Annotated in this window: 26 protein-coding genes; 12 read left to right on the top strand and 14 right to left on the bottom strand. The window is 60.6% G+C overall.

Annotation, left to right across the window (positions count from 1 at the left end):
- Positions 1–126 precede the first annotated feature (126 nt).
- Both BMY73_RS28315 and BMY73_RS11935 read left to right on the top strand, forming a co-directional pair.
- Positions 127–264 (top strand): hypothetical protein, encoded by a 138-nt coding sequence (locus BMY73_RS28315; RefSeq protein WP_062389297.1) that lies wholly within the window; start codon positions 127–129, stop codon positions 262–264.
- A 71-nt stretch (positions 265–335) separates the two neighbouring features.
- The gene (locus BMY73_RS11935) at positions 336–1310 is read left to right on the top strand and encodes a M29 family metallopeptidase (protein ID WP_092407257.1); all 975 of its coding nucleotides are present in this window, start codon (positions 336–338) and stop codon (positions 1308–1310) included.
- 119 nt (positions 1311–1429) lie between these two features.
- Here BMY73_RS11935 and rluB read toward each other — a convergent pair whose 3' ends face one another.
- From rluB to BMY73_RS11905, 6 genes are all read right to left on the bottom strand, one after another.
- Positions 1430–2656 carry a 23S rRNA pseudouridine(2605) synthase RluB gene (gene rluB, locus BMY73_RS11930; RefSeq protein ID WP_092407255.1) on the bottom strand — a complete coding sequence of 409 codons (1227 nt, stop codon included), beginning with the start codon at positions 2654–2656 and terminating at the stop codon, positions 1430–1432.
- Between the two features lie 208 nt (positions 2657–2864).
- Positions 2865–3053 carry a DUF1289 domain-containing protein gene (locus BMY73_RS11925; protein ID WP_062389289.1) on the bottom strand — a complete coding sequence of 63 codons (189 nt, stop codon included), beginning with the start codon at positions 3051–3053 and terminating at the stop codon, positions 2865–2867.
- Between the two features lie 168 nt (positions 3054–3221).
- Positions 3222–4013 (bottom strand): SMC-Scp complex subunit ScpB, encoded by a 792-nt coding sequence (gene scpB, locus BMY73_RS11920; protein WP_092407251.1) that lies wholly within the window; start codon positions 4011–4013, stop codon positions 3222–3224.
- 17 nt (positions 4014–4030) lie between these two features.
- Complete coding sequence (locus BMY73_RS11915) at positions 4031–4729, bottom strand: segregation and condensation protein A (RefSeq protein ID WP_162770565.1); 699 nt, start codon at positions 4727–4729, stop codon at positions 4031–4033.
- A 131-nt stretch (positions 4730–4860) separates the two neighbouring features.
- Positions 4861–5493, bottom strand: a complete 633-nt coding sequence (locus BMY73_RS11910; RefSeq protein WP_092407365.1) for an L-threonylcarbamoyladenylate synthase — start codon at positions 5491–5493, stop codon at positions 4861–4863.
- A gap of 13 nt (positions 5494–5506) precedes the next feature.
- Positions 5507–6367 (bottom strand): PHP domain-containing protein, encoded by an 861-nt coding sequence (locus tag BMY73_RS11905; RefSeq protein WP_062389274.1) that lies wholly within the window; start codon positions 6365–6367, stop codon positions 5507–5509.
- Positions 6368–6432: 65 nt separating this feature from the next.
- On the opposite strand from BMY73_RS11905, the gene BMY73_RS11900 reads away from it, so the two are divergent.
- The 6 genes from BMY73_RS11900 (at position 6433) to BMY73_RS11875 (ending at position 10765) form a co-directional block, all read left to right on the top strand.
- A complete protein-coding gene (locus BMY73_RS11900; protein WP_062389270.1) occupies positions 6433–7041 on the top strand; it encodes a septation protein A in 609 nt (202 codons plus the stop codon).
- A gap of 1 nt (position 7042) precedes the next feature.
- Positions 7043–7342 carry a YciI family protein gene (locus BMY73_RS11895; protein WP_062389265.1) on the top strand — a complete coding sequence of 100 codons (300 nt, stop codon included), beginning with the start codon at positions 7043–7045 and terminating at the stop codon, positions 7340–7342.
- Positions 7343–7499: 157 nt separating this feature from the next.
- Positions 7500–7919, top strand: coding sequence for an SH3 domain-containing protein (locus tag BMY73_RS11890; RefSeq protein WP_092407249.1), 420 nt, complete (start codon positions 7500–7502; stop codon positions 7917–7919).
- Positions 7920–7926: 7 nt separating this feature from the next.
- On the top strand, positions 7927–8604 hold the full coding sequence (locus BMY73_RS11885; protein ID WP_062389259.1) for a response regulator transcription factor: 678 nt from the start codon (positions 7927–7929) through the stop codon (positions 8602–8604).
- Positions 8605–8872: 268 nt separating this feature from the next.
- Complete coding sequence (locus BMY73_RS11880) at positions 8873–9316, top strand: Spy/CpxP family protein refolding chaperone (protein WP_062389256.1); 444 nt, start codon at positions 8873–8875, stop codon at positions 9314–9316.
- 105 nt (positions 9317–9421) lie between these two features.
- On the top strand, positions 9422–10765 hold the full coding sequence (locus tag BMY73_RS11875; RefSeq protein WP_062389253.1) for a sensor histidine kinase: 1344 nt from the start codon (positions 9422–9424) through the stop codon (positions 10763–10765).
- Positions 10766–11068: 303 nt separating this feature from the next.
- Here the strand turns inward: BMY73_RS11875 and BMY73_RS11870 are convergent, their stop codons facing one another.
- Positions 11069–11629: a nitroreductase family protein gene (locus BMY73_RS11870; protein WP_062389249.1), complete on the bottom strand. Its 561-nt coding sequence runs from the start codon at positions 11627–11629 to the stop codon at positions 11069–11071.
- Between the two features lie 173 nt (positions 11630–11802).
- Between BMY73_RS11870 and BMY73_RS11865 the strand changes: the two genes are divergently transcribed.
- Positions 11803–13257, top strand: coding sequence for a TrkH family potassium uptake protein (locus BMY73_RS11865; protein WP_062389245.1), 1455 nt, complete (start codon positions 11803–11805; stop codon positions 13255–13257).
- Between the two features lie 51 nt (positions 13258–13308).
- On the opposite strand, the gene BMY73_RS11860 is transcribed toward BMY73_RS11865, so the two are convergent.
- Positions 13309–14316 carry an AraC family transcriptional regulator gene (locus BMY73_RS11860; RefSeq protein ID WP_062389710.1) on the bottom strand — a complete coding sequence of 336 codons (1008 nt, stop codon included), beginning with the start codon at positions 14314–14316 and terminating at the stop codon, positions 13309–13311.
- 131 nt (positions 14317–14447) lie between these two features.
- Here BMY73_RS11860 and BMY73_RS11855 point away from each other — a divergent pair, with 131 nt between their 5' ends.
- On the top strand, positions 14448–14765 hold the full coding sequence (locus BMY73_RS11855; protein ID WP_370588163.1) for an Mpo1-like protein: 318 nt from the start codon (positions 14448–14450) through the stop codon (positions 14763–14765).
- Between the two features lie 146 nt (positions 14766–14911).
- Here BMY73_RS11855 and BMY73_RS11850 read toward each other — a convergent pair whose 3' ends face one another.
- The 5 genes from BMY73_RS11850 to recQ form a co-directional block, all read right to left on the bottom strand.
- On the bottom strand, positions 14912–15727 hold the full coding sequence (locus BMY73_RS11850) for a UDP-2,3-diacylglucosamine diphosphatase (RefSeq protein ID WP_062389242.1): 816 nt from the start codon (positions 15725–15727) through the stop codon (positions 14912–14914).
- Positions 15728–15895: 168 nt separating this feature from the next.
- Positions 15896–16192 carry an Rdx family protein gene (locus BMY73_RS11845; protein WP_062389239.1) on the bottom strand — a complete coding sequence of 99 codons (297 nt, stop codon included), beginning with the start codon at positions 16190–16192 and terminating at the stop codon, positions 15896–15898.
- A 3-nt stretch (positions 16193–16195) separates the two neighbouring features.
- A complete protein-coding gene (locus BMY73_RS11840) occupies positions 16196–18508 on the bottom strand; it encodes a FimV/HubP family polar landmark protein (protein WP_062389236.1) in 2313 nt (770 codons plus the stop codon).
- A gap of 136 nt (positions 18509–18644) precedes the next feature.
- A complete protein-coding gene (locus BMY73_RS11835) occupies positions 18645–19079 on the bottom strand; it encodes a MarR family transcriptional regulator (RefSeq protein ID WP_062389234.1) in 435 nt (144 codons plus the stop codon).
- Positions 19080–19220: 141 nt separating this feature from the next.
- Entirely contained in the window at positions 19221–21347 is a 2127-nt protein-coding gene (gene recQ, locus BMY73_RS11830) for a DNA helicase RecQ (RefSeq protein ID WP_062389231.1), read from the bottom strand.
- A 211-nt stretch (positions 21348–21558) separates the two neighbouring features.
- On the opposite strand from recQ, the gene BMY73_RS11825 reads away from it, so the two are divergent.
- Together BMY73_RS11825 and BMY73_RS11820 are read left to right on the top strand one after the other, a co-directional pair.
- On the top strand, positions 21559–22146 hold the full coding sequence (locus BMY73_RS11825; RefSeq protein WP_062389228.1) for a UPF0149 family protein: 588 nt from the start codon (positions 21559–21561) through the stop codon (positions 22144–22146).
- A 10-nt stretch (positions 22147–22156) separates the two neighbouring features.
- The gene (locus BMY73_RS11820) at positions 22157–22570 is read left to right on the top strand and encodes a YbaN family protein (protein ID WP_092407245.1); all 414 of its coding nucleotides are present in this window, start codon (positions 22157–22159) and stop codon (positions 22568–22570) included.
- Between the two features lie 142 nt (positions 22571–22712).
- Here BMY73_RS11820 and BMY73_RS11815 read toward each other — a convergent pair.
- The coding region (locus BMY73_RS11815; protein ID WP_139214209.1) for a transposase at positions 22713–23017 on the bottom strand (305 nt) is incomplete at its 5' end.

Genomic DNA, 23017 nt, shown 5'->3' with positions numbered 1-23017 from the left:
TGAACTAGTTTTTTCATCGCTGCTGGCCAAGAAGGTCAGTGTGCTTCCATGACGAGGCCGTCAAAGGCGCCGGCCAGATGTCCTCGTCGCATTCGGCAAGTACGTCATTCCCCAGGAGATTCACCTATGCAATCAGTGGAACAAACTCTGGAAGAAGAACTGCAACTGGACGACTGGTTTGAAGCACCGACTCATGACGCCGCCGTGGAGATGATGCAAGCCGACGCCGTGGTGGCGTTTGGCACCGCGATGTGGCCGTTCTAAGGCAGACAGAGGGCGAACGCGTCTGACGCGTTCGCCCTTTTTGTTTTCAGCATTTGCAGCGGAGCGCCCCCATGACGGAACAGAGCAGCGCCATCGAGCACTTTCTTTATTACTTGCGACACCATCCGGCAATCAACGGGATGTCCTCACCCAAGGTGTTGCTGGCCCACACCGGAGATTACACAGCAATAGTCGGCAACATCGTCGAAAGCCCCACCGCCCGCGATACCTTCCGCTTCAGCACGATGGGGCTTGATACATCCCCTATGGATGAGTTGGCCCAGGCCATTACCGACGCCGACCTCTACGTGCTGTTCTACGATGCCTCGACCCTGCCCCATCCCAGCGCCGAAGGCCCGGCCTTCATTCGCTCGTTGCAGACGGTGATGTCGGATCAATGGAAGAAATCCCTGTTGTTCAAGGATTATGGCCGCTATTTCTACGACACCTTCAGTGTAAAACCCGAGCGCATCGCACAGTTGAACGCGGCCCTGATCGAGCGCATGAATCAGGGCGAAACGCTGAGCTTCAGCGATGAACAGGGTTCGTACTTCGAAGCGCCGCTGCGTGAATTGAAGAAATGGACCAACATCAACGGGGTCGGCAACTACGACCTGGCGCCGGGTGAAATCGCCACCCACAGCGACTCGATCAACGGCCACGTTAAATTCGTCGGCACCTTTCTCAGCACGATCCCGTTCGCGCGCAAATACGGGGTGATCGAATCACCGCTGGAGCTGTGGATCGAAAACTCCACCATCACTCGCGTCGAGACCGAGGTGCCGGGACTGGAAATAGATTTCAACAAATACCTGGACGCCAACCCGTCCAACCGGCGAGTGGAGGAGCTGGGCATCGGCACCAACGAAGGCGTGACCCGGCTGTACGCACGCAACGCCGGGTTCGAAGAACGTCACTGCGGCCTTCATCTGGGCCTCGGCGGCGGCGCAAAAGGCAGCCATCATCTGGACCTGATCTTCGACAGCGGAACGCTGAGCGTGGATAAACGCGTGGTGTTTGACGGGGCGTTCAACCTGAATGTTTAGGCATCGCCCTCGCTCGCCAGGCGTGCGCAGGTAGCGCGGACACGCTCACTCCAACAGGCCCTTTGCGACAGAAACAAAAACGCCAGTCTTTCGACTGGCGTTTTCAGTTCACACCGCAATCACTCAGGCTTGCGACGACCGAAGCCCGGGCGCTGACCGGAACCGGCTGGCGGTCCACGGCGCTTGCCCGACGGGCTTTTGTCATCGACCAGCTTGATGCCGGGACGCGAAGCCTTCGGTTTGGCCGGGCGCTTGTTCATGTCGCTCGGACGTTCGGCCACTGGCGTGCCGCGGCTGCTGTCGCCACGCGGTTCACCACGGCTGTCACTACGACCGCCAGCGGCAGGACGTGGCGTGCGAGCCGGACGACCACCTTCGGCCGGCTTGCGCGCCGGGCGCTCGCCGTCGGCCATGCGCGGCTCGCGAGGCGCTCGCTCGACTGGCGCGGCGTCCTTGGCCGGACGCAACTGACGCACGCGTTCGCCTTTGCCCAATGGACGCGAAGACTGGCGCTGAAGACGCTCCAGCTTGTCCTTGGTCTTGGCGTTCATCTGCGGCATTGCGACCGGTTTCAGGCCCACCTCGGCGCTGAGGATGTCGACTTCCTGCTGACTCATTTCGCGCCAGCGACCCATCGGCAGGTCGGAATTGAGGAACACCGGACCGAAGCGCACGCGCTTCAGACGGCTGACCACCAGCCCCTGGGATTCCCACAGGCGACGGACTTCGCGGTTACGGCCTTCCATCACCACGCAGTGGTACCAATGGTTGAAACCTTCACCGCCCGGCGCTTGCTGGATGTCGGTGAAACGCGCAGGACCGTCTTCCAGAATCACACCGTTCTTCAGGCGCAGCAGCATGTCGTCGTCGACTTCACCCCGCACCCGAACGGCGTATTCGCGGTCCATTTCGAACGAGGGGTGCATCAGACGGTTGGCCAGTTCGCCGTCGGTGGTGAACATCAGCAACCCGGTGGTATTGATGTCCAGACGACCGATATTGATCCAGCGGCCTTCCTTCGGGCGCGGCAGCCGATCAAACACGGTCGGACGGCCTTCTGGGTCGTCACGGGTGCAGATTTCGCCGTCGGGCTTGTTGTACATGATGACGCGGCGAACGGTTTCGGCCGCTTCTTCGCGACGGATCACGCGACCGTCAACGGTGATGGCGTCATGCAGATCGACGCGCTGACCCAGGCTTGCCTGAACGCCGTTGACCTTGATGCGGCCTTCGCCGATCCAGGCCTCGACGTCACGGCGAGAGCCGACGCCAATGCGTGCGAGGACCTTCTGCAGTTTTTCGCCTGCTGGGCCGATCTCTTTGTCCTGCTTGTCTTGTTCACTCATCTGGGCACCTCCCGGTGTGTCGAATCAGGGCGCGCGAGTGGGCACGACCTGTTGCCCTGCGTCTGGGCAAGAGAGACTCTCCGGACCAGAAGGGCTGAAAACTGAAAACCTGTGGCGCGTGTGGATCGCCAAAAGGTCGCGAATCATACGCTCATGGCGCGCATTGCGCATCAGAGACTAGACGAAAAACCGGAAGGCAACGCCGGACCTATTTCTTTTTCCGCCGACCGGACGCCTTGAGCGTGATCAACCTCATGGCCGACTCGGCCAGGACCGAGCGTTTTTCGTCCTTGTCCATCTTCTTCCACGACTTGATCTCACGCTTGCTTCGCCCGCAACCGATACAGATGTCGTCGTCGAACTTGCAGACGCTGATGCAGGGGTCTTTGGTGCTCATGGGCTTGGGCCTGACTGATGATCTGAATGTAGGAGCCGGCTTGCTGGCGATATCCATTGATCAGTGAAACAAGCGTTGAATGACACGTCGCAATCGCCAGCAAGCCGGCGCCTGCAGAAGCGTGTTTCAGCACCAGGATCTAATGGCAGCTATAACGCCAACAGCCTGTCACTGCGGATCTTCGTCGTCCGTCGGCTCGTCTTCCAATTCAGACTCTGTATCGCCCTCATCGAGCAATAAATCGTCGAAATCGGTTTTCAGGCCCTGTTCCATGGTGTCGAGTTCCGCCAGCAGACTGCGGAAACTGGTTTCGTCACGCGGCGGTTCCGGCTCGACGTCGGGGTCCGCTTCCAGACTGGCATCGGCCAGTGCCTGCAAATGCGCGGGCACCGGGGCGTCGTCGAAGTCCAGAATCGGCTCGGCTTCCATCTCGCGAAGGTCGGCCAGGGGCGGCAACTCATCGAGATTTTTCAGGTTGAAATGATCGAGGAACGCCTTGGTGGTGGCGAACATCGCGGGTTTGCCCGGCACGTCGCGGTAACCGACGATCCTGATCCATTCACGTTCAAGCAAGGTCTTGACGATGTTGCTGTTGACCGCCACGCCCCGCACGTCTTCGATTTCGCCGCGCGTGATGGGTTGACGATAGGCAATCAAGGCCATGGTTTCGAGTAATGCACGGGAATAACGCTGCGGGCGCTCCTCCCACAGGCGACCGACCCATGGCGCAAATTTTTCGCGAATCTGCAGGCGATAACCCGAAGCGACCTCCTTCAACTCGAAAGCCCGGTTGTCGCAGGATTTGCTCAGCAACGTCAGGGCTTTTTTGAAGACGGCGGGCTCGGGACGCTCGCCCTCCTCGAACAGCTCGTACAATCGATCGAGCGATTGGGGTTTTCCCGAGGCCAGCAGGAAGGCTTCGAGCAGCGGCGCGAGTTCGCGGGGTTCGTTCAGGTTCATCGATCAGCTCTTGCTCTTTATTCGGCTCGTGCGCGCACATGAATGACAGCGAATGGCTCGTTCTGCACCAGCTCGACCAGTTGCTCCTTGACCAGCTCCAGGATGGCCATGAAGGTCACGACCACACCCAGACGCCCCTCCTCGGCCGTGAACAGCTCGGCAAAGGGCACGAATCCGGCGCCTTTCAGACGCTCCAGCACATCGCTCATGCGCTCGCGGGTCGAGAGCGCCTCCCGGCTGACCTGATGGCTTTCAAACATGTCGCCACGGCGCAATACCTCGGCCATGGACATCAACAACTCTTCCAGCGCGACGTCGGGCAACAACTTGCGCGCCCGCGCTTCCGGCGCATCGAGCTTCGGCACCACGACATCGCGGCCAACGCGGGACAATCCGTCGATGCCTTCAGCGGCGGCCTTGAAACGCTCGTACTCCTGCAAGCGACGAATCAGCTCGGCGCGCGGATCGTCCTCTTCCTCTTCGACCGATTCCGAGCGAGGCAGCAGCATGCGCGACTTGATCTCGGCAAGCATCGCGGCCATCACCAGGTATTCTGCCGCGAGCTCCAGGCGCACGGTCTTCATCAGTTCGACGTAGCCCATGTACTGACGGGTGATTTCCGCCACCGGAATGTCGAGGATATTGATGTTCTGTTTACGAATCAGGTACAGCAGAAGGTCGAGCGGACCTTCAAAGGCTTCGAGAAAGACTTCCAGCGCATCCGGGGGAATGTACAGGTCAAGCGGCATCTGCGTGACGGCCTGACCGTAGACCATCGCGAAGGGCAGCTCCTGCTGCGCATCGGCTTGCGGGTCGAGCAACGCCACGCCAGGCGTTTCGACGTCGGTCACTCGACTTCGACCCCGAACGGCGTCGGGTCGCCACAGCCCACACGGACCACTTGCGGGTCACCTTCGGCCAGATTGATCACGGTGGACGCCGATATTCCGCCCTCGCCGCCGTCAATGATCAGGTCGACCTGATGCTCGAGCACGTCACGCATTTCGTGGGGATCGCTCATCGGGAGGGTTTCCCCCGGCAGGATCAGGCTGACACTCATCAGCGGCTCGCCAAGCTCGCGCAGCAGCGCCTGAGCGATCGGATGCTCCGGCACCCGCAAGCCGATGGTACGGCGCTTGGGATGCAGCACCAGTCGCGGCACATCGCGGGTCGCCCCTAGGATAAATGTGTACGGGCCCGGTGTATGGGCCTTGAGCAAGCGGAACGCGGCGGTGTCGACTTTGGCGAACGTGCCCAGTTGCGACAGGTCGCAGCACATCAGGGTGAAGTTGTGCTTGTCATCGAGCTGACGAAGGCGGCGAATGCGGTCGACCGCGGTCTTGTCCTCCATCCGGCACCCCAGGGCATAGGACGAATCGGTCGGGTAAACCACCAGCCCGCCGGCCCTGATAATCTCGACCGCCTGCTTGATCAGACGCGACTGCGGGTTCTCCGGATGGACCTGGAAAAATTGACTCACGGTATCTTCCTGTTCAGACGGCAGTAGGCTGGTCATGTTTGAATCGCCCCCAAAGTGGCGGCAGATCCTCAGGCAACGGGCGATAGACACCAATTTCGGACCAGGCGCCAGGCGCATGGAAATCACTGCCGGCGCTGACCAGCAGACCGAATTCACGGGCCAGAATGGCAAGGCTGCCGACCTGATCGGCAGGCTGCAGGCCATTGACCACCTCCATTGCATGGCCGCCGGCCTGAATGAAGTCGGCGACCAGCTTGCGGCGTTTGCTGCGGGTGAAGTCGTAATGCCATGGGTGCGCCAGGCTGATCCAGGCGCCTGCGGCCCGTAGCGTAGCGACGGTATCCTCCAGCGTTGGCCAGTGCTGCTTGACGTCGCCAAGCTTGCCTGCGCCGAGCCATTTCCGGAACGCCTCGGCGCGGTCTTTTACGAAACCTTCATTGACAAGAAAGTCCGCGAAGTGCGGCCGCGCCGGTGCATTGCCGCTGTCGCCGAGTGCCTGCTGGACCGCGCGAGCGCCTTCCAGCGCGCCGGGCATACCTTTCATCGCCAATTTGCGACTAATTTCTTCAGCGCGCAACCAGCGCCCGGTGTGCAATTGCTCAATGGCGTCGAGCAACGGCCGGGCATCGACATCGAAGCCATACCCCAGAATATGAATGGTGGCACCGCCCCAGGTGCATGACAGCTCGATGCCATTGACCAGTTGCATATCCAGCGCAACCGCCGCCGCGCGGGCCTCGTCAAGGCCTTCGATGGTGTCGTGGTCGGTCAGCGCCAGCACCCGAACGCCGTTCTCGTAAGCACGCGCGACAAGTGCCGCGGGCGCAAGCGCACCATCGGAGGCGGTACTGTGGCAGTGCAGATCGACATTCATAGGGGCGCTTTCGCAGTCATTGATGTTTGTTATTATGCCGTCACATCCAGCTTCTGGCTCTTACTGTGAAACAATTCATCGACTTCATCCCGCTAATCCTGTTTTTCATCGTCTACAAAATCAGTCCTCAGGCCGTCGACATTCTGGGGCACACCTTCATGGTAGGCGGGATTTTCAGCGCCACCGCGATGTTGATCGCCAGTTCCATCGTGGTCTACGGCATCCTTTATATCCGGCAGGGCACACTTGAAAAAAGCCAGTGGCTGACGTTGATCGCCTGCCTGGTGTTCGGGAGCCTGACGCTGGCGTTCCACAGCGAAACGTTCCTCAAATGGAAAGCCCCGGTGGTCAACTGGCTATTTGCGCTGATCTTCGCCGGCAGCCATTTCATCGGCGATCGCCTGCTGATCCAGCGCATCATGGGGCACGCACTGACGTTGCCTCAGCCGATCTGGGTCAAGCTGAACATCGCCTGGATCGTGTTCTTCCTGTTCTGCGGTGCCGCCAACCTGTACGTGGCATTCACATACCAGGACTTCTGGGTTGACTTCAAAGTCTTCGGCAGCCTGGGCATGACCCTGATCTTCCTGATCGGCCAAGGCATTTTCCTGGCCCGTCACATCCACGATGCCGACGCATCGACCCAGCCATCAACAAAAAAGACAGAGGACTGAAATGCTCTACGCAATCGTAGCAACGGACGTCGCCAACTCGCTGGAGAAACGCCTGGAAGCGCGCCCTGCGCACCTGGAGCGCCTGAACGCATTGAAAGCCGAAGGCCGCATCGTGCTTGCCGGGCCCAACCCGGCGGTCGACAGCAATGATCCAGGCACTGCAGGGTTCACCGGCAGCCTGATCGTCGCCGAGTTCGACTCCCTGGCCGCGGCGCAAGCCTGGGCCGACGCCGATCCTTACGTCAAGGCAGGCGTCTATGACCACGTGGTGGTCAAGCCTTTCAAACAAGTCCTGCCCTAACCGTCCTCCCGATGGTTCACCCGGCCTCCTCAGGAGGCCGGGTTCGCAACACTGCCCTTCTGACTGCTCATTATTCGCATGCTGCTGCCGATACCCTGCCAGATACCCAATAAAGCAGGCGCGCTTTCCGGTGCCGCAGGAAAAGTCAGGAGTTCAGATGCGTCCACGTCCGTGGTGTCTGCTGGCGGCCGCGCTGGCCGTTTCGGCAATGAGTCTCGATGTCCAGGCCGAACAAACGACCGATACCGTCGGCCACGCGTTGCCGATGCCCGGCGCTACCAGCCAGTTGGACGACCTTCGCCAGCGTCTGGCTGAAAGCGAGAGGCAACGCGAGGCGTTGACCCGCCAATTGCAAAATGCCGACACTGAACGCGAAAGTATTCAGCTCGGACGCCTGCGTCAGGAGAACCAAAGGCTTAAACTGCAGCTCAAAGAAGCACAGTCGGTCATGCCTGCGCGCGTACTGACCGAGCAACAACAATGGTTCGTCACGGGGGGCGGCGTTGCAATGGTGGCCCTGCTGTGCGGTATCTTTGCCAGCGGCTGGCGTAGACGGCGTCGGCAATGGCTAAATTGAGTGAGTCATGAGCGAGCTGTTACTTATTGATGACGACCAGGAGCTGTGTGAGCTCCTGAGCAGTTGGTTGAGCCAGGAAGGCTTTCAGGTACGGGCGTGTCACGATGGCCAGAGCGCACGCAAGGCGCTCGCCGACAGTGCTCCCGCCGCCGTGGTGCTGGACGTCATGCTGCCCGATGGCAGCGGCCTGGAGCTGCTCAAGCAATTACGCACGGATCACCCCGACCTTCCCGTGTTGATGCTTTCGGCACGCGGCGAGCCGCTGGACCGCATTCTGGGTCTGGAACTGGGCGCTGACGATTACCTTGCCAAACCCTGCGACCCTCGCGAGTTGACGGCACGCCTGCGGGCGGTCCTGCGCCGCAGTCATCCCGCTGCCGTCTCCAGCCAGATCGAACTGGGTGACCTGTGCTTCAGTCCGGCCCGAGGCGTGGTGACCATCGATGATCAGGAATTCACCCTGACCGTCTCCGAGGCCCGCCTGCTCGAAGCGCTCCTCGGCCAACCCGGTGAACCGCTGGAGAAGCAGGAACTCGCGCAACTGGCACTGGGTCGCAAGCTCACGCTCTACGACCGTAGCCTGGACATGCACGTCAGCAACCTGCGCAAGAAAATCGGCCCGCACGCGGACGGACGCCCGCGCATCGTCGCGTTGCGCAGCCGGGGTTACTACTACGCGGTGTGAGGCTACTGTCCCGCCATCCGGGCATGACACAAACCCTGTAGGAATGAGCTTGTTCGCGAAAGCAGTGTGTCAGGCACATCGTGATACCTGACGGATCGCAATCGCGGGCAAGCGCGCTCCTACAGGTAGCCGGCCTCACATTGATCCGTCAGCCTCATGACAAAACCTCTTTACCCAAGCTTTACCCACCCCTGACCTCGCTTGACCTTGATCTCCCTACACTGGCCTCAACCGGCACAAAGCCGGATTCGAGACAAGGAGATACACCATGCGCAAGACTTTGATGGCTTTGATGTTCGCGGCTGCTCTGCCGACCGTTGCGATGGCGATGCCACCGGAAGGCGGCCCGATGGGTGGCCCAGGCGGTCCTGGCTTCGACGGCCCTGGCATGCACCACCGTAAAGGCCCGTACGACAAATTGAATCTGACCCCGGAACAGCGTCAGCAAGTCGGCAAACTGATGGGCGAACAATGGCACGGCCGCTCCGAGATCACCCAGAAGTACCTGGCCAAGCTGTCGCCAGCCGATCAGAAGGCCATGCAGGACGAATTGGCGGCCAGGCATGCAAAAACCCAGTCTGACATCCGCGCGTTGCTGACACCTGATCAGCAGAAAACCTTCGACCAGATCCAGAAGGATCAGGCGCAACGTCGCGCGGACCGTGCCGAGTTCGAAGCCTGGAAAGCGCAAAAGGCGCAGAAAACCCAGTAAAAATCCGGTAGCAGGCTGCTGGCGCGGCAGTACACTCCCCCAACCCGACACGCTCTCCCCGGCGTGTCGGGCTTTTGTCATTAAGGGGTTGATTGAGGACTTCACGTGCGGTCACTGTTCTGGCGAATCCTGGCAAGCTTCTGGCTCGCGATCGCGTTGGTGGCGGGTCTGTCGATCCTGCTGGGGCACATGCTCAATCAGGATGCCTGGATACTCAGTCGTCACCCCGGCTTGCACAAGCTGCCGGAAAAGTGGACACAGCTGTATGAGGAACAGGGCGAAGGTCCGGCGCAGGCGTTTCTGCAGAATCTCAAGCGTAAATACCACATTGACGTGCAGGTGTTGAACGACAGTGGAGAGGCCGTGATTCCCGGCACCTTTCCGCCTCGCGCTGCCGCGTTTGAAGCGCGCCAGCAAAAAGACGATGAACGCCCGCTGCCCTGGCGTCGCCTGACCTCCGAATACACCAGCCCCAAAACCAACGAAACCTATCTGCTGATCTACCGGATTCCACACCCGGAACTGAATGCCTGGCACCGCGAAAGCCTGCTCTGGCCCCTGAGTGCATTGGGCATCGCACTGGTCGTGCTGACATTGTTCAGCCTGTTCGTCACCCTGTCGATCACCCGGCCGCTGAGTCGTCTACGAGGTGCCGTCCACGATCTGGGGCAGACCACCTATCAGCAAAACAGTCTGGCGCAACTCGCCAACCGTCGCGATGAGTTCGGCGTGCTGGCCAACGACTTCAACCGCATGGGCGCTCGCCTGCAGAGCCTGATCGGCAGTCAGCGTCAGTTGCTGCGTGACGTGTCCCATGAACTGCGGTCCCCGTTGGCACGGTTGCGTGTCGCCCTGGCACTGGCCGAACGCGCGGAGCCTGCCGAGCGGGAAAAACTGTGGCCGCGCCTGACCCGCGAATGTGATCGCCTGGAAGAGCTGATCAGTGAAATTCTGGCGCTCGCGCGCCTGGACGCAGACATGGGCGATGCGACGCCCGTCGACCTGCCTGGGCTGTTGCATCACTTGAAGGCTGAAACCGAAATGAGCAGCACTGACCAGACCGTCAGTGTTGACGCTCAGCCAGGCGTTCAGTTGCAGGGCTGGCCGAACGTGCTCGAGCGCGCGCTGGACAACCTGCTGCGCAATGCGCTGCGGTTCAACCCGGCAGGGCAACCCATCGAGCTGAGTGCGCGCAAGGAGGACGCCATGCTGTTCATCAGTGTGCGCGATCACGGTCCCGGCGTCAGCGCGGAGCACTTGGCTCAACTGGGCGAACCCTTCTACCGCGCACCGAACCAGACGGCACCGGGTTACGGCCTGGGCCTGGCCATCGCCAAACGGGCGGCGGAAAAGCACGGTGGCAGCCTGGTGCTGGAGAATCATCCGCAAGGCGGATTCATCGCCAGCATCGTCGTTCCGTGCGACATGGGCCCGGTACCTGCTGAATGAGGGTCCGGGTTGACGCGCGGACCTGCATCCAGACCGCAGACCTGTGGGAGTTAGCTTGCTCGCGAATGCTTCAGGTCAGCACCCTCAACGGTGACTGACACACCGCATTCGTCCGAAGTGCGGCCCATACCCTCGTAACCTCGGACGTCTCCTACAGGCTCCGGGCTTGAGAACGACGCAGATACTGTGGGAGCCGGCTTGCTGGCGAATGCAACCTGTCTTCACGCGCAATGCTGACTGACACAACGCATCCGCCCGCTCACAGCCACGGCGAACCGACGCCTAAAAGGTCTGCGCTATGGGTTAACCCTGCCACGCGCTGACGAACTCCGCGACCTCCAGCTTCGGCGCTTCGCGAGGCGGATTCAGAGGCGTGCCCAGATACAGAAAGGCAACGACCTCTTCATCCGGCGCCAGGCCCAACCCTTTCGCGACGTGTGGGGAATAAGACAAATCGCCTGTGCGCCAGACCGCCCCAATACCCAATGCATACGCCGCCAGCAGCACGCCATGAGCGGCGCAACCTGCGGTGATGGCTTGCTCCTTCTTCGGCACCTTGAAGTGGTCCTGCAAACGGGCGATCACCACAACGACCAGCGGAGCGCGCAGTGGGCCTGAACGGGCTTTTTCCAGCGCTTTCTCATCCGCACCGCCGCCGCTCTCGACCAGCGCCTCTGCCAACAGCTCGCCCATGCGGTTGCGCGCATCGCCTTCCACGGTGAGAAAACGGTAAGGCCGTAGCTGCCCATGATCGGGCGCACGCAAGGCCGCGCTGAACAGGATTTCACGCTGGGCAGCATCCGGGGCTGGCTCGACCAGCCGGGGAACGGACACGCGATTGAGTAATACGTCGAGCGCTTCCATTGAATCGTCTCCTTAAATGATGGGGCATTGTAGTGCTGCCAATGCGTTCTTGAACTTCAATAACGAATGACAGACGTATTTACTTACATGACCCCTGCGGCCGGACTCGGTTTACTTGCCCAGACCTGCGGGTAGAATGTGCGCCTTTTCCACCACCTGATCAGAGCGACTGCATGGCGTTGCCGACTCTTCGCATCATCGGTTTCATTATCGGCATCTTCCTCATCACCCTGGCCATCGCCATGGTCGTGCCCATGGTCACGTTGATGATCTTCGACCGAACTGGCGACATGCCGTCATTCCTCTGGTCGAGCATGATCACGCTTGTCGCCGGGCTGGCGCTGGTTGGCCAGGGCCGTCCCGAGCACGTTCATCTGCGTCCGCGCGACATGTACCTGTTGACCGTCAGCAGCTGGGTGGTGGTGTGCGTATTCGCGGCACTGCCGTTCTTGCTCACGCAGCACATCAGCTATACCGACTCTTTCTTCGAAAGCATGTCCGGGATCACGGCCACGGGTTCTACGGTGCTCAGCGGCCTGGACAGCATGTCACCGGGCATTCTGATCTGGCGCTCGCTGCTGCATTGGCTTGGAGGGATCGGCTTCATCGCGATGGCGGTGGCGATTCTGCCGCTGCTGCGTATCGGCGGGATGCGGCTCTTCCAGACTGAGTCCTCCGACCGTTCGGAAAAAGTCATGCCGCGCTCGCACATGGTGGCCAAATTTATCGTGCTGGTGTATGTCGGCATCACCGTGCTGGGCAGTCTGGCGTTCTGGTGGGCGGGCATGAGCCTGTTCGACGCGATCAACCATGCAATGTCGGCGATATCCACCGGCGGCTTTTCCACGTCTGATCAGTCGCTCGCCAAATGGCGGCAACCGGCGGTGCATTGGGTGGCGATTGTGGTGATGATCCTTGGCAGCCTGCCGTTCACCCTGTACGTCGCCACCCTGAGGGGACATCGCAAAGCGCTGCTCAAGGATGAACAGGTTCGGGGGTTCATCGGTCTGCTGCTGGTGACCTGGCTGGTGATGACCGCCTGGTACTGGGCGACCACGGACCTGCCGTGGTACGACGCGCTTCGGCACGTCGCGCTGAACGTCACATCGGTGCTGACCACCACGGGTTTTGCGCTCGGGGACTACAGCCTGTGGGGCAACTTCGCGCTGATGTTCTTCTTTTATCTGGGCTTCATAGGCGGATGCTCCGGCTCGACGGCCGGAGGCGTGAAGGTGTTTCGCTTTCAGGTCGCCTACATTCTGCTCAAGGCCAACCTGCATCAACTCATTCATCCGCGCGCCGTCATCAAGCAGAAGTACAACGGCCATCGGCTGGACGATGAAATCGTGCGGTCGATTCTGACCTTCTCGTTCTTCTTCACCATCACCATCTGCCTGATCGCCTTGCTGCTGTCGCTGCTGGGCCTGGACTGGATGACAGCGTTGACCGGCGCCGCCAGTACGGTATCGGGCGTTGGCCCGGGGCTCGGTGAAACCATCGGACCTGCCGGTAACTTTTCGACGTTGCCGGATGCGGCCAAGTGGATTTTGTCGGTCGGCATGCTGCTGGGTCGCCTGGAAATCATCACCGTGCTGGTGCTGTGCATTCCGGCGTTCTGGCGGCATTGATCTCACGCAGCCCGGCAGAATCCGCCAGATCCCTGTAGGAATCATCAGCGACTACTCGATCGCCTTACGCACGCGATATTCCCCCGGCGTTTCATCGAACCAGCGGCGGAACGCGCGGAAAAAGTTGCTGGGGTCGGCGAAGCCCAGCAGATAGGCGATTTCCAGCAGTGTCATTTGCGGCTGCGCCAGGTATTGCTCGGCGAGTTCGCGACGGGTGTCGTCGAGCAGGGTCTGAAAACTGGTGCCTTCCTCCTGCAACCGTCGCTGCAAGGTGCGCTGCGACAGATGCAGGCTCCGGGCGACGGCTTCGCGCTTGGGTTCGCCTTGCGGCAGAAGACGGCACAACACCTGGCGAGCCTGATGCGTGACGCGGTTGCTCGCGAACCGGGCAAGAAACTCCCCGGCAAAGCGATCATGCAGCCTGGCCATCGCCTCATCGGCGGTGGGCAGCGGCGCTTCCATATCCGCACGGTCAAACACCAGCGCGTCGTAAGGCGCATTGAACGTCAGCGGCGCATGGAAGAACTTTTTATAGGGTTCGACGTTCTTGGGTTGGTCACCCTGAATCAGTACATGGCGCGGATGAAGTGGACGGCCGGTGAGCCAGCCACAGAACGCCAGCGCAAAGGCCAGTGAAGCCTCCGCGCTTTGTCGTGTGGGCGGCAGAAGATCGCCATGCACCGTGAGAATCAGCGCATAGCCTTCAGGGAGAAGGCGAAAACTCAGGTCGGCACTGTCGGCGATGATTCGCTGATAACGCACCAGCCGGTCGAATCCTTCTTTGAGGGTACGGCTGGACATCAAGGCATAACCGGCGACGCTGAACGACGCAGGCCGAACCACCCGGGCCATGTTCAGGCCAACCGCCGGATTGCCGGACAGCTCGACGGCGCGTTGCCAGAGGCGGGTCATGGAGTCCTGCGGAAAGCGGGCGTCGGGATTTTCCAGGTCGGCATACACCAACCCCAGCTCCTTGAACAACGCCTTGCAGTCCAGCCCATCCATTTCCAGGGACTTGACGATCCCCATCGCCCAACTTGAAGAAGTCGTTTTTTCCATGCTCACGTCTTCTTGTTCAGAATCGGTCGCCCCCTGCGACGGATAGCCGAAGGATACTACGTTGGCACCCATTGTCACTGGTCGCCAGGAGCGCTCGGCTAAACTGATTCACATGACGGGCATCAGAGACAATGGCTGTGGATGACGTAAAAAACTTTGAGCGATTCGCCGATTTCTATCCGTATTACCTGCAGGAACACCGTGACAGCACCTGTCGGCGTCTGCATTTCATCGGCACGAGTCTAGTGATCCTGATCCTGGCGACCGTTGTGCTCAGCGCCAGCTGGGTGTGGCTGTGGGTGCTGCCGCTGGCGGGTTACACCTTCGCATGGGTGGGGCATTTCTTTTTCGAAAAGAACCGGCCTGCCACGTTCAAGCATCCGTTCTACAGCTTGCTCGGCGATTTCGTGATGTACCGGGACATGCTGACTGGCAAAGTGCCTTTTTAACTCGGCGATAGGGACTGATAACAGCTATTTGCTTTAGGCGCGTGCTCGCCCGTGATGGCGGCACGTCTGTGACAGGTTCGTTGACTGGCACACCGCAATCGCGAGCAAGCGCGCTTACAGGTTGCCAACGCCGGCATTGCGGCCTGTCAAACCGTCTCGCCGACGGCCTCCGTCGCCAGGTTCCTGGCCTTGATGTGCGCATCGGCCAGTCGGAACAGCTCGATGGTCCCGTCCCAATGCTCGATGAGCGCCGTGCAGGACTCGACCCAGTCGCCGCAGTTCAGGTACTCCACTGCGCCCACCTGTCGAATCTCGGCATGGTGAATGTGCCCGCAGACCACGCCGTCCAGCCCACGCTTGACGCATTCATGAGCGATGGCTTCTTCGAAGTCGCTGATGAAGTTCACGGCCGTCTTGACCTTGTGCTTCAAGTACGCCGACAGTGACCAGTAGCCATACCCGTATTTGGCGCGCCAGTGGTTGAGCCAGCGGTTGAGGGTCAGGGTGAATTCATAGGCCGAATCGCCCAGAAACGCCAGCCAGCGGTGGTAACGGGTAATCACGTCGAACTGATCGCCATGGATCACCAGCAGGCGTCGACCGTCGGCGGTGACGTGCTCGGCTTCATCGACCAACTGGATATTGCCCAGAATCAGCTTGGAATAACGGCGCAAGAACTCGTCGTGGTTACCCGTGACATAAATCACTTCGGTCCCCCGCTTACTCATGGTCAACAGACGGCGGATGACGTTGGTGTGCGCTTGCGGCCAGTACATACCGCCGCGCAGTTTCCACCCATCAATGATATCGCCGACCAGATAAACCCTGTCGGCATGATACTGCTTGAGAAAACCGGACAGGTGCTCGGCCTGACAGTCCCGGGTTCCCAGATGCACATCAGAGATCCATAAGGTCCGGACACGCTGCTTACGACTCGGTTTCACGTTCTCGGCAATGCTCATGGATGACCTCCACTTGAGTTTCCACAAGGGTGGACCGGGTCAGTGAAATGAACATGACGGCATTGTTGAGGTTTGATGACATGACAAACGAGGCAACACAGTGCCGTAGTTCCAGGACACTGAGCTCGCTCCCACCACAACGCGGGGCGTCGTCAGACGCAAGTCATGTCAACTGTCGAGCGGGGTGTTGCGGTCGTTATGGCCGAGGTCGCGCTCGGGATCGATCTGGTCGCGCACGCGTTGCTTGAGGATCTTGGCTTCGGGGAAGCCGCCATCGGCCTTGCGCTCCCAGATCTGCACGGCGTTGCAGGTAATGTGGAACACCCCGCCGGTCCCCGGCACCAACGACACCTTTCCCAGGTCGTCGCCGAAGGTACTGAGTAGTTCCTGAGCGAGCCACGCCGCACGCAACAGCCACTGGCATTGCGTGCAATACGTGATGACGATCTCAGGTTTCCCAGTCATGGCTCAGCCCAGCCCGGCCAGTAGATCACGTGCCGTTTGCCGAGGGCCGTCGTCGGACTCATCAATGACTTGCTGCAACAGCCGTCGTGCCTCCTCGATATTGCCTTCATCGATCAACACTTGCGCTTCATTGATCTTGCTCAGTGGCGCTTCATCCAGGTCCATCAGGTCGAATTCGGTGTCGTCGGTCATGAAACTGTCGAGAAACGCATCGTCCATCAGGTCACTGTTGCTTTGCACGATCGAGACAGGCTTGGGCTCTTCCTCGAACTGCACGTCCATGTCTATCGTTTCGTCTTCCTCGGCGAAGTCGCTGAGGAACTGCTCTTCCGGCATTTCGAAGACTTCCGGCAATTCCGTCAGGTTGGAGGAGAACGACGGATCCAGCGCGGGCGGCGCTTCGGGCGCAGGCGTGCGCGGTGCCGGGGTGCTGTCGAACGGGTCGACCAGGTCCCAGTCGGCGTCCATCGACAGTTCGTCCAGGTTGAGCTGGAAATCGTCCGCTGGATCGGGATTCAGGGCCGCCGCTGCGTTTTCGTCCAGTTGGCCTGCCGGGGTGTCGCGGGCTGCCGCAATCCCTGCGCCGACAGCAGCCCCTGCTACGAGGCCCGGCGTCACTGACGACTCTGCCGCCAGCGGTGCGGGCGCCACCGGGGCAGCCACCGCCTTGAGTTTCGGATAACGACTGCGGATCTCTTCAAGCTTCTGCGCCTCAATACCCTGGTCAAGCAGGACCTTTTCTTCGGCGTCGAACCCGGCGATATCGCCCTGCTCGCCCAACAATTCAAGAATGCGCAGCCGCACATCGGTGCGCTGAGGCTGCTTGTCGAGTGCCTCTCGCAGGATCGCCAGCGCCTCGGCAAAACGACCGTACGCAATGTAAATGCTCGCCCCGTCCAGTGCATCCGTCGCAGCCCCGGCGAGACGCTGACCTGCGGGCGCGGTGGTGCCGGCAGCCGGCGCGGCAGTGGCCACCGGGCGCGGCGTCACGGCGGGCACTTCGAAGACCGGTGTGACCGTCGCCTGGGCCGGCTTGATGATCGGTTCGGCAGGCTCAGGTTGCAGCGCCAACTGGTTTTTGATGCGATTGCGCCGGACAGACCACGCCAGCGCGAGCAGTAACAGCAGGACCAGCAAGGCGGCCAGGATCGTCGTCCATGGCAGCTCATCGTCTTCCACCGACGGCGCCGCGGCCGGCACTTGAACAGGCGCAGGCGCCGTCGCAACCGGCTGGGTCTTCTCGACAGAAGGGCTTGCAGGTGCCGGAGCAGGCACAGCGGCGGGCGCAGGTCGCGCCGCCAGCGCTTTCATTTCAGCCAGTTGCGTCTGCAACTCGATGATCTGTTTGTCTTTGCCCGCCTCGTCCTCATTCGCCTGCTGGACCTGCGCCTTGAGGTCGTCCACGGTTTTGGCCAGTTGCTGGTTTTCCAACGCAGTGGCGGTCAACTGCTGGCCGGCATCCGATGCCGGCGCAGGGGCGCCTGGCACAAGGGGCGCTGTGCCGGGAGCAGTGGTCGGAGGCCGGGCGCCCGCAGTGGCGGGTACGGATGGTTTGGGTTCGATCGCGCTGTCCGGCAACAACAGAACTTGGCCGACCTTCAACTGGCTGCGCTCACCATTGGGGAAAGCCTGGGGGTTGAGCGCCTGAATACCGCTGATGAGCTCATTGCCAGAAGCCTTGCTGCCCGGCGCCTGCATGCGGCGCGCGATGCCTGCCAGCGTGTCGCCGGAGACCACGGTGTAACGCTTGCCCTGCACAGCCTTCGGTGGCGCGACGGGCAGTCGGGAGACGTCATTTTTTTCGCCCGAGGCAGGCGATTGAGCACGGCTGCGCGTCGCGGCGAGGCCCGTTGGTGAAGTGGGCGGGTCGAGCAGTACCGTGTATTCGCGCAACTGATCGCCGTTGGGTCGCACCAGACGCACGACAAAATCCATATACGGTTCAGTGACCGCTTTGCGCGATTCGACGTGCACGACGGCACGGCTGCCACGAATAACGGGGGTAAAACGCAGGTCATTGAGGAAAAAAACACGTTCCACGCCTGCCTTGGTGAAGGCTTCAGCCGGTGCCAGCGCAACGACGATTTCTTCAGGGGTCAGGCCGCCCGCTTCGATCAGTTCGATGTCAGCGTTGAAAGGCTGGCCGAGCGCCGAATGCAGAGTGATTTCGCCCAAGCCCAGAGCAGCTGCCACGGTGCTGTGGAGCATGGCTGCCGAAGCGACCGCTACAGCGAGCAACCCTGTGCGAAGACCCGACTGAACGCGAGACGCTGCGTGACACCCGCGCCGACGACCGGCCTGAAAACTCTTCAGCATGCGAACCCTTATAAGGCAGGCTTCCCTGCAATTTCGTGAAGCGGACAGCGTGTCCGGGAAAAACCAGTATGGGTGCAAATAGAACAGGATGTTTCGACACCTTCAACGTATTTGTCGCCGACTTAACGCCATGCGCTCAAGATTTTTCCAGATTCGCCAGGATGGTCGAATGAACGCGCATACAGATGCGCAACTCTTCCTCATCAATGCCGACAAAAAGTTCATGACGCAACGCCGTCGCAATGGTTTCGATTTTCTCGATCAGCGGTCGGGCGGGCTCGCACAACAGGATCTTTTTCGCACGGCGATCTTCGACGACGGCCTGACGACGGACCAGCCCCTGATTTTCAAGGCTGTCGAGCAGGCGGGCCAACGTCGGCCCTTCTACGCCGACGCTTTGTGCCAGTTCGCGCTGAGTCGGCGCCTCCTTGAAACGCGCCAGATGCAAGAGGACCAGCCAACGGGCCTGGGACAACCCGAGATCGGCCAGACGACGGTCGAGCTCGGCACGCCAACCACGGGAAAGGTTGGCCAACTGCATGCCAAAGCGGTGTTCTTCTGTTAATGGCATAGTTAACTCGATGGTTAAAGACGATTCCTAATTAATAGGCAGCTAACCATGGAGCTTGGAACGAGGCAAGTAGCCAGGCGCGGTGTTTCGTCGCAGGGACGGGATGAGTCCGAAGAGCGGCAGGTTTGGCGTGGACGTGACTTAAACCTCAAACTCCGACTGCAACGCCGCACGCACGCAATACAGCACGCCTTCGGGCACGCGCCCGGTGAACAGTTCAGCGATCGCGGCGACGGGGGGCAGTTCGCCTTCACCGTCAAGGAAAGCATCCTGAATCTCGCTGAGCAGGTCTTCGGGCAGGTCCAGCGCCTGCTCCAACGACAGCTGCTGTTTGCCAATCGCCTCGGCGAGCATCGTGTAGACGTTCTTTTCCGAGCACTGGAGTTGACCGGCAATCTGCATCGGCGTCATTCCGGCACGGGCCAGGCTGATCAACTCATGCCGCACATCGGTCACGACCCGCGGAGCAGGCGCCGCGCCGCCGAGCACCTCCAGGAACGCCTCGCCGTAACGTTCCAGCTTGCGCGCGCCCACACCGCTGACCCTGCCCATCTCGGCCATCGTGCCGGGCTGGCTGCGCAGCATTTCCAGCAAGGTCGAGTCGGGGAAAATAACGTATGGCGGCACGCCATGCTCTTCCGCCAGCTTGCGGCGCAATGCGCGCAACGCTTCCCACTGTTCGCGCTCTTCGCCACGGACCAGTTGACTGGCCGGGCTGCCCGACGCTTTCGGCGTGGTTTGCGGTTTGAGATCACGGCGCAGTTGCAATGTCACTTCGCCCCGCAGCAAGGGGCGGCAGGTGTCGCTCAGACGCAGGCCGCCGTAACCTTCCAGATCGATGTCGGCCAGCCCCCGTGCCACCAGCTGACGGAACAAGGAGCGCCACTCGCCCTCACTACGGGCCTTGCCCACCCCAAACACCGCCAGTTTCTGATGGCCGAAGCTCAGGACCTTGTCGTTTTCCTTGCCCAACAGGACGTCTACCAGATGACCGACACCATAACGCTGACCGGTGCGATAGATCGCCGACAGGGCCTGACGCGCGGGCTCGGTGGCGTCCCAGGTCTGCACGCCGTCGACACAGTTGTCGCAATGACCGCAGGGGTTGGGCATGTCTTCGTCGAAGTACGCCAACAGCGCCTGACGCCGACAGCGGGTTTCTTCACACAAGGCCAGCATTGCATCCAGCTTGTGGTGCTCGACACGCTTGTGGCGCTCATCACCTTCGGAGTTCTGCAGCATCTGCTTGAGCATCAGCACGTCTTGCAAGCCATAAGCCATCCAGGCGTCGGCCGGCAGACCATCACGCCCTGCCCGGCCCGTTTCCTGGTAATACGCTTCCAGCGACTTGGGCAGGTCCATGTGCGCAACGAAGCGCACGTTGGGCTTGTCGATGCCCATGCCAAAGGCGATGGTGGCGACCATGATCAGCCCTTCCTCGTTCAGGAAGCGGCGCTGGTTTTCCGAACGCGTTTCGATGGGCAGGCCCGCGTGATACGGCAGCGCGGGATAACCGTTGTCGCTGAGGAAGGCGGCGGTTTCTTCGACTTTCTTGCGCGACAGGCAGTAGACAATGCCCGCGTCGCTGCGGCGCTCGGAAAGAAACGCCAGCAACTGCTTGCGCGGCTGTTCCTTGGGCACGATGCGATAGAAGATGTTGGGACGATCGAAACTGGACAGGAAACGCTCGGCGTTCTGCAAATGCAGACGGGTGACGATTTCCTCCCGCGTCCGCTTGTCGGCGGTCGCGGTCAGCGCAATGCGCGGGACATCCGGGAACAGCTCGGCCAGTTGACCCAGTTGCAGGTATTCGGGTCGGAAATCATGCCCCCATTGCGACACGCAGTGGGCTTCGTCGATGGCGAACAGGGCAATGTTCAGGTTTTGCAGAAACGACAGCATGCGCGGCTGAACCAGACGCTCCGGCGCCAGGTACAGCATCTTCACTTCGCCCAGACGGATGCGGTTGGCCAGGTCCCGTTGCTGCTCGGGGCTGAGGGTCGAGTTCAGCGCCGCCGCCGACACGCCCAGTTCTTCGAGCGTCGCCACCTGATCGTCCATCAGGGCGATCAACGGCGACACCACCACCGCCAGACCGTCACGCAACAGGCCAGGCACCTGAAAACACAGGGATTTGCCGCCGCCGGTCGGCATCAGTACCAGCGCATCTCCACCCTTGGCCACGCGTTCGATAATGGCACCCTGAAAGCCACGAAAACTGTCGTAGCCGAAGATGTCTTTAAGTACGCGTTGAGCCTGGTCGAGCATAAATACCCCGGATGGTGCCGCTGCAGCGGGTGAAGATTCGCTGTCGAAATCGCAAAGCGCGGCAGTATACCGGAGCGCCCGGACAGATAGGACAGCGGTGACATGAGCGGTCGAAATTAGCGCGAATGCCGATTCCAACGGCCTCTTGACTGGCATCTGCAGCGCTCAGGGCCTAGAATTCAGCATCGTTTATTTCCAAGGTAGTCCTTCAATGTCCTTCGCTGAGCAATTACACCGCCTGCAAGCCTTCCTCGACGCCGATGAGCTGCATGACGAAGCGCTGGACTATGTGGCCGCCCATGGCTACCTGACCGCGCTCTCGATCTGTGCCGAAACCGTGCCGGACCGTGAGTGGATCGATGCGCTGTTCGCCGAGCCACCGCACTACGCGGACGAGGCTCAGCACGAAGAGATCGAATCCACCCTGATCCTGCTCAAGGCGCACATCGCCCGTCAGCTCGCGTCGGACGAAGAATTCGAACTGCCTTGCGACCTGGACCTGGGTGATGACCCCGACGACTCCGAACTGCGCGGCTGGTGCATCGGTTTCATGGAAGGCGTCTTCCTGCGTGAAGCGGCCTGGTTCGAGAACGACGAAGAGGAAGTCAGCGAGATGCTGCTGCCGATCATGGTCGGTTCGGGCCTGTTCGACGAGCAACCTGAGTTCGCCGACATTGCGGCAGATGCCAACCTGATGGATGACATGATCGTGCAGATCCCTGAGGCGCTGACCGCGCTGTATCTGTTGCTGCACGCCCCGGATGAAAAGCCGGCGATCCTCAAACCTCGCCACCATTGAGTCGGCGCCTATGGCGCACGGCAATTCCAGTGATTTCACACGCCGCACGAGCCGGTCCCGGTTCGTGCGGTATCTGTTGCAAGGCATTGGCTGGCTGAGCGTGGCGTTGGGTGTCATCGGGATTTTTCTTCCGGTGTTGCCGACCACGCCTTTTCTTCTGCTGGCCGCCGCTTGTTTCGCGCGCAGTTCTCCTCGTTTTTATCATTGGCTGGTCGATCACCCTCGGCTTGGCCCGTGGATTCGTGGGTATCTGAATGGCGAGGGTATTCCGCTCAAGGGCAAGGTCTACGCGATCGGGCTGATGTGGGTCAGCATCGGTTTTTCGTGCTGGCTGGTGCCGATGGTCTGGGCGCGGGTATTTATGGCGGTAAGTGCTGTTTTGGTGACGATTTATATCGTGCGGCAGAAGACGTTGCGGCGGTGAGGGCTTTATTCGCAGGCTATGGTTTGATCGTTCCCACGCTCCGCGTGGTAACGCAGCCACTGACGCTGTGCGTCAACGTGGACGCGGAGCGTCCTGACAGGTATTCCCACGCAGAGCGTCACTAGTGTCCGGTAAATATGTTTCATAGTTGAAGGCTGCCCTGAGCAGCCTTCAACTGATCCTGTTCCTGTCGTCGTCGGTCTTTGAATTCCTGGGTAGCAGGCCGTTCATGCAAGGCATAAGCGATACGAACCGTCAGCTCAAACAACGAGCCCTGAAACCCTGAGCGGCGGTGGAACAGGTGCAACAACAGATAGCTGATCAAGGCGCTGTAGATCTGCAGGCGCACGGCGTTTTCGGAGAAGGCATAGAAGCGTTTGAGTTTCAGATGTTGCTTGATCCACTTGAAAAACAGCTCGATCCTCCAGCGATCTTTGTACAAGTTCG

Source organism: Pseudomonas sp. NFACC02 (assembly GCF_900110765.1).
Lineage (GTDB): Bacteria > Pseudomonadota > Gammaproteobacteria > Pseudomonadales > Pseudomonadaceae > Aquipseudomonas.
This window is presented reverse-complemented; position numbering and strand designations above follow the sequence as displayed.

Coding starts and splice junctions, on each gene's coding strand:
- BMY73_RS11895 (WP_062389265.1), top strand. CDS start 7,043: ATGCTCTACGCAATCGTAGCAACGGACGTCGCCAACTCGCTGGAGAAA.
- BMY73_RS28315 (WP_062389297.1), top strand. CDS start 127: ATGCAATCAGTGGAACAAACTCTGGAAGAAGAACTGCAACTGGACGAC.
- BMY73_RS11820 (WP_092407245.1), top strand. CDS start 22,157: ATGGCGCACGGCAATTCCAGTGATTTCACACGCCGCACGAGCCGGTCC.
- BMY73_RS11935 (WP_092407257.1), top strand. CDS start 336: ATGACGGAACAGAGCAGCGCCATCGAGCACTTTCTTTATTACTTGCGA.
- BMY73_RS11870 (WP_062389249.1), bottom strand. CDS start 11,629: ATGGAAGCGCTCGACGTATTACTCAATCGCGTGTCCGTTCCCCGGCTG.
- BMY73_RS11845 (WP_062389239.1), bottom strand. CDS start 16,192: ATGACTGGGAAACCTGAGATCGTCATCACGTATTGCACGCAATGCCAG.
- BMY73_RS11865 (WP_062389245.1), top strand. CDS start 11,803: ATGGCGTTGCCGACTCTTCGCATCATCGGTTTCATTATCGGCATCTTC.
- BMY73_RS11840 (WP_062389236.1), bottom strand. CDS start 18,508: ATGCTGAAGAGTTTTCAGGCCGGTCGTCGGCGCGGGTGTCACGCAGCG.
- scpB (WP_092407251.1), bottom strand. CDS start 4,013: ATGAACCTGAACGAACCCCGCGAACTCGCGCCGCTGCTCGAAGCCTTC.
- BMY73_RS11885 (WP_062389259.1), top strand. CDS start 7,927: ATGAGCGAGCTGTTACTTATTGATGACGACCAGGAGCTGTGTGAGCTC.
- BMY73_RS11860 (WP_062389710.1), bottom strand. CDS start 14,316: ATGGAAAAAACGACTTCTTCAAGTTGGGCGATGGGGATCGTCAAGTCC.
- BMY73_RS11905 (WP_062389274.1), bottom strand. CDS start 6,367: ATGAATGTCGATCTGCACTGCCACAGTACCGCCTCCGATGGTGCGCTT.
- recQ (WP_062389231.1), bottom strand. CDS start 21,347: ATGCTCGACCAGGCTCAACGCGTACTTAAAGACATCTTCGGCTACGAC.
- rluB (WP_092407255.1), bottom strand. CDS start 2,656: ATGAGTGAACAAGACAAGCAGGACAAAGAGATCGGCCCAGCAGGCGAA.
- BMY73_RS11835 (WP_062389234.1), bottom strand. CDS start 19,079: ATGCCATTAACAGAAGAACACCGCTTTGGCATGCAGTTGGCCAACCTT.
- BMY73_RS11855 (WP_370588163.1), top strand. CDS start 14,448: ATGGCTGTGGATGACGTAAAAAACTTTGAGCGATTCGCCGATTTCTAT.
- BMY73_RS11925 (WP_062389289.1), bottom strand. CDS start 3,053: ATGAGCACCAAAGACCCCTGCATCAGCGTCTGCAAGTTCGACGACGAC.
- BMY73_RS11890 (WP_092407249.1), top strand. CDS start 7,500: ATGCGTCCACGTCCGTGGTGTCTGCTGGCGGCCGCGCTGGCCGTTTCG.
- BMY73_RS11880 (WP_062389256.1), top strand. CDS start 8,873: ATGCGCAAGACTTTGATGGCTTTGATGTTCGCGGCTGCTCTGCCGACC.
- BMY73_RS11850 (WP_062389242.1), bottom strand. CDS start 15,727: ATGAGCATTGCCGAGAACGTGAAACCGAGTCGTAAGCAGCGTGTCCGG.
- BMY73_RS11825 (WP_062389228.1), top strand. CDS start 21,559: ATGTCCTTCGCTGAGCAATTACACCGCCTGCAAGCCTTCCTCGACGCC.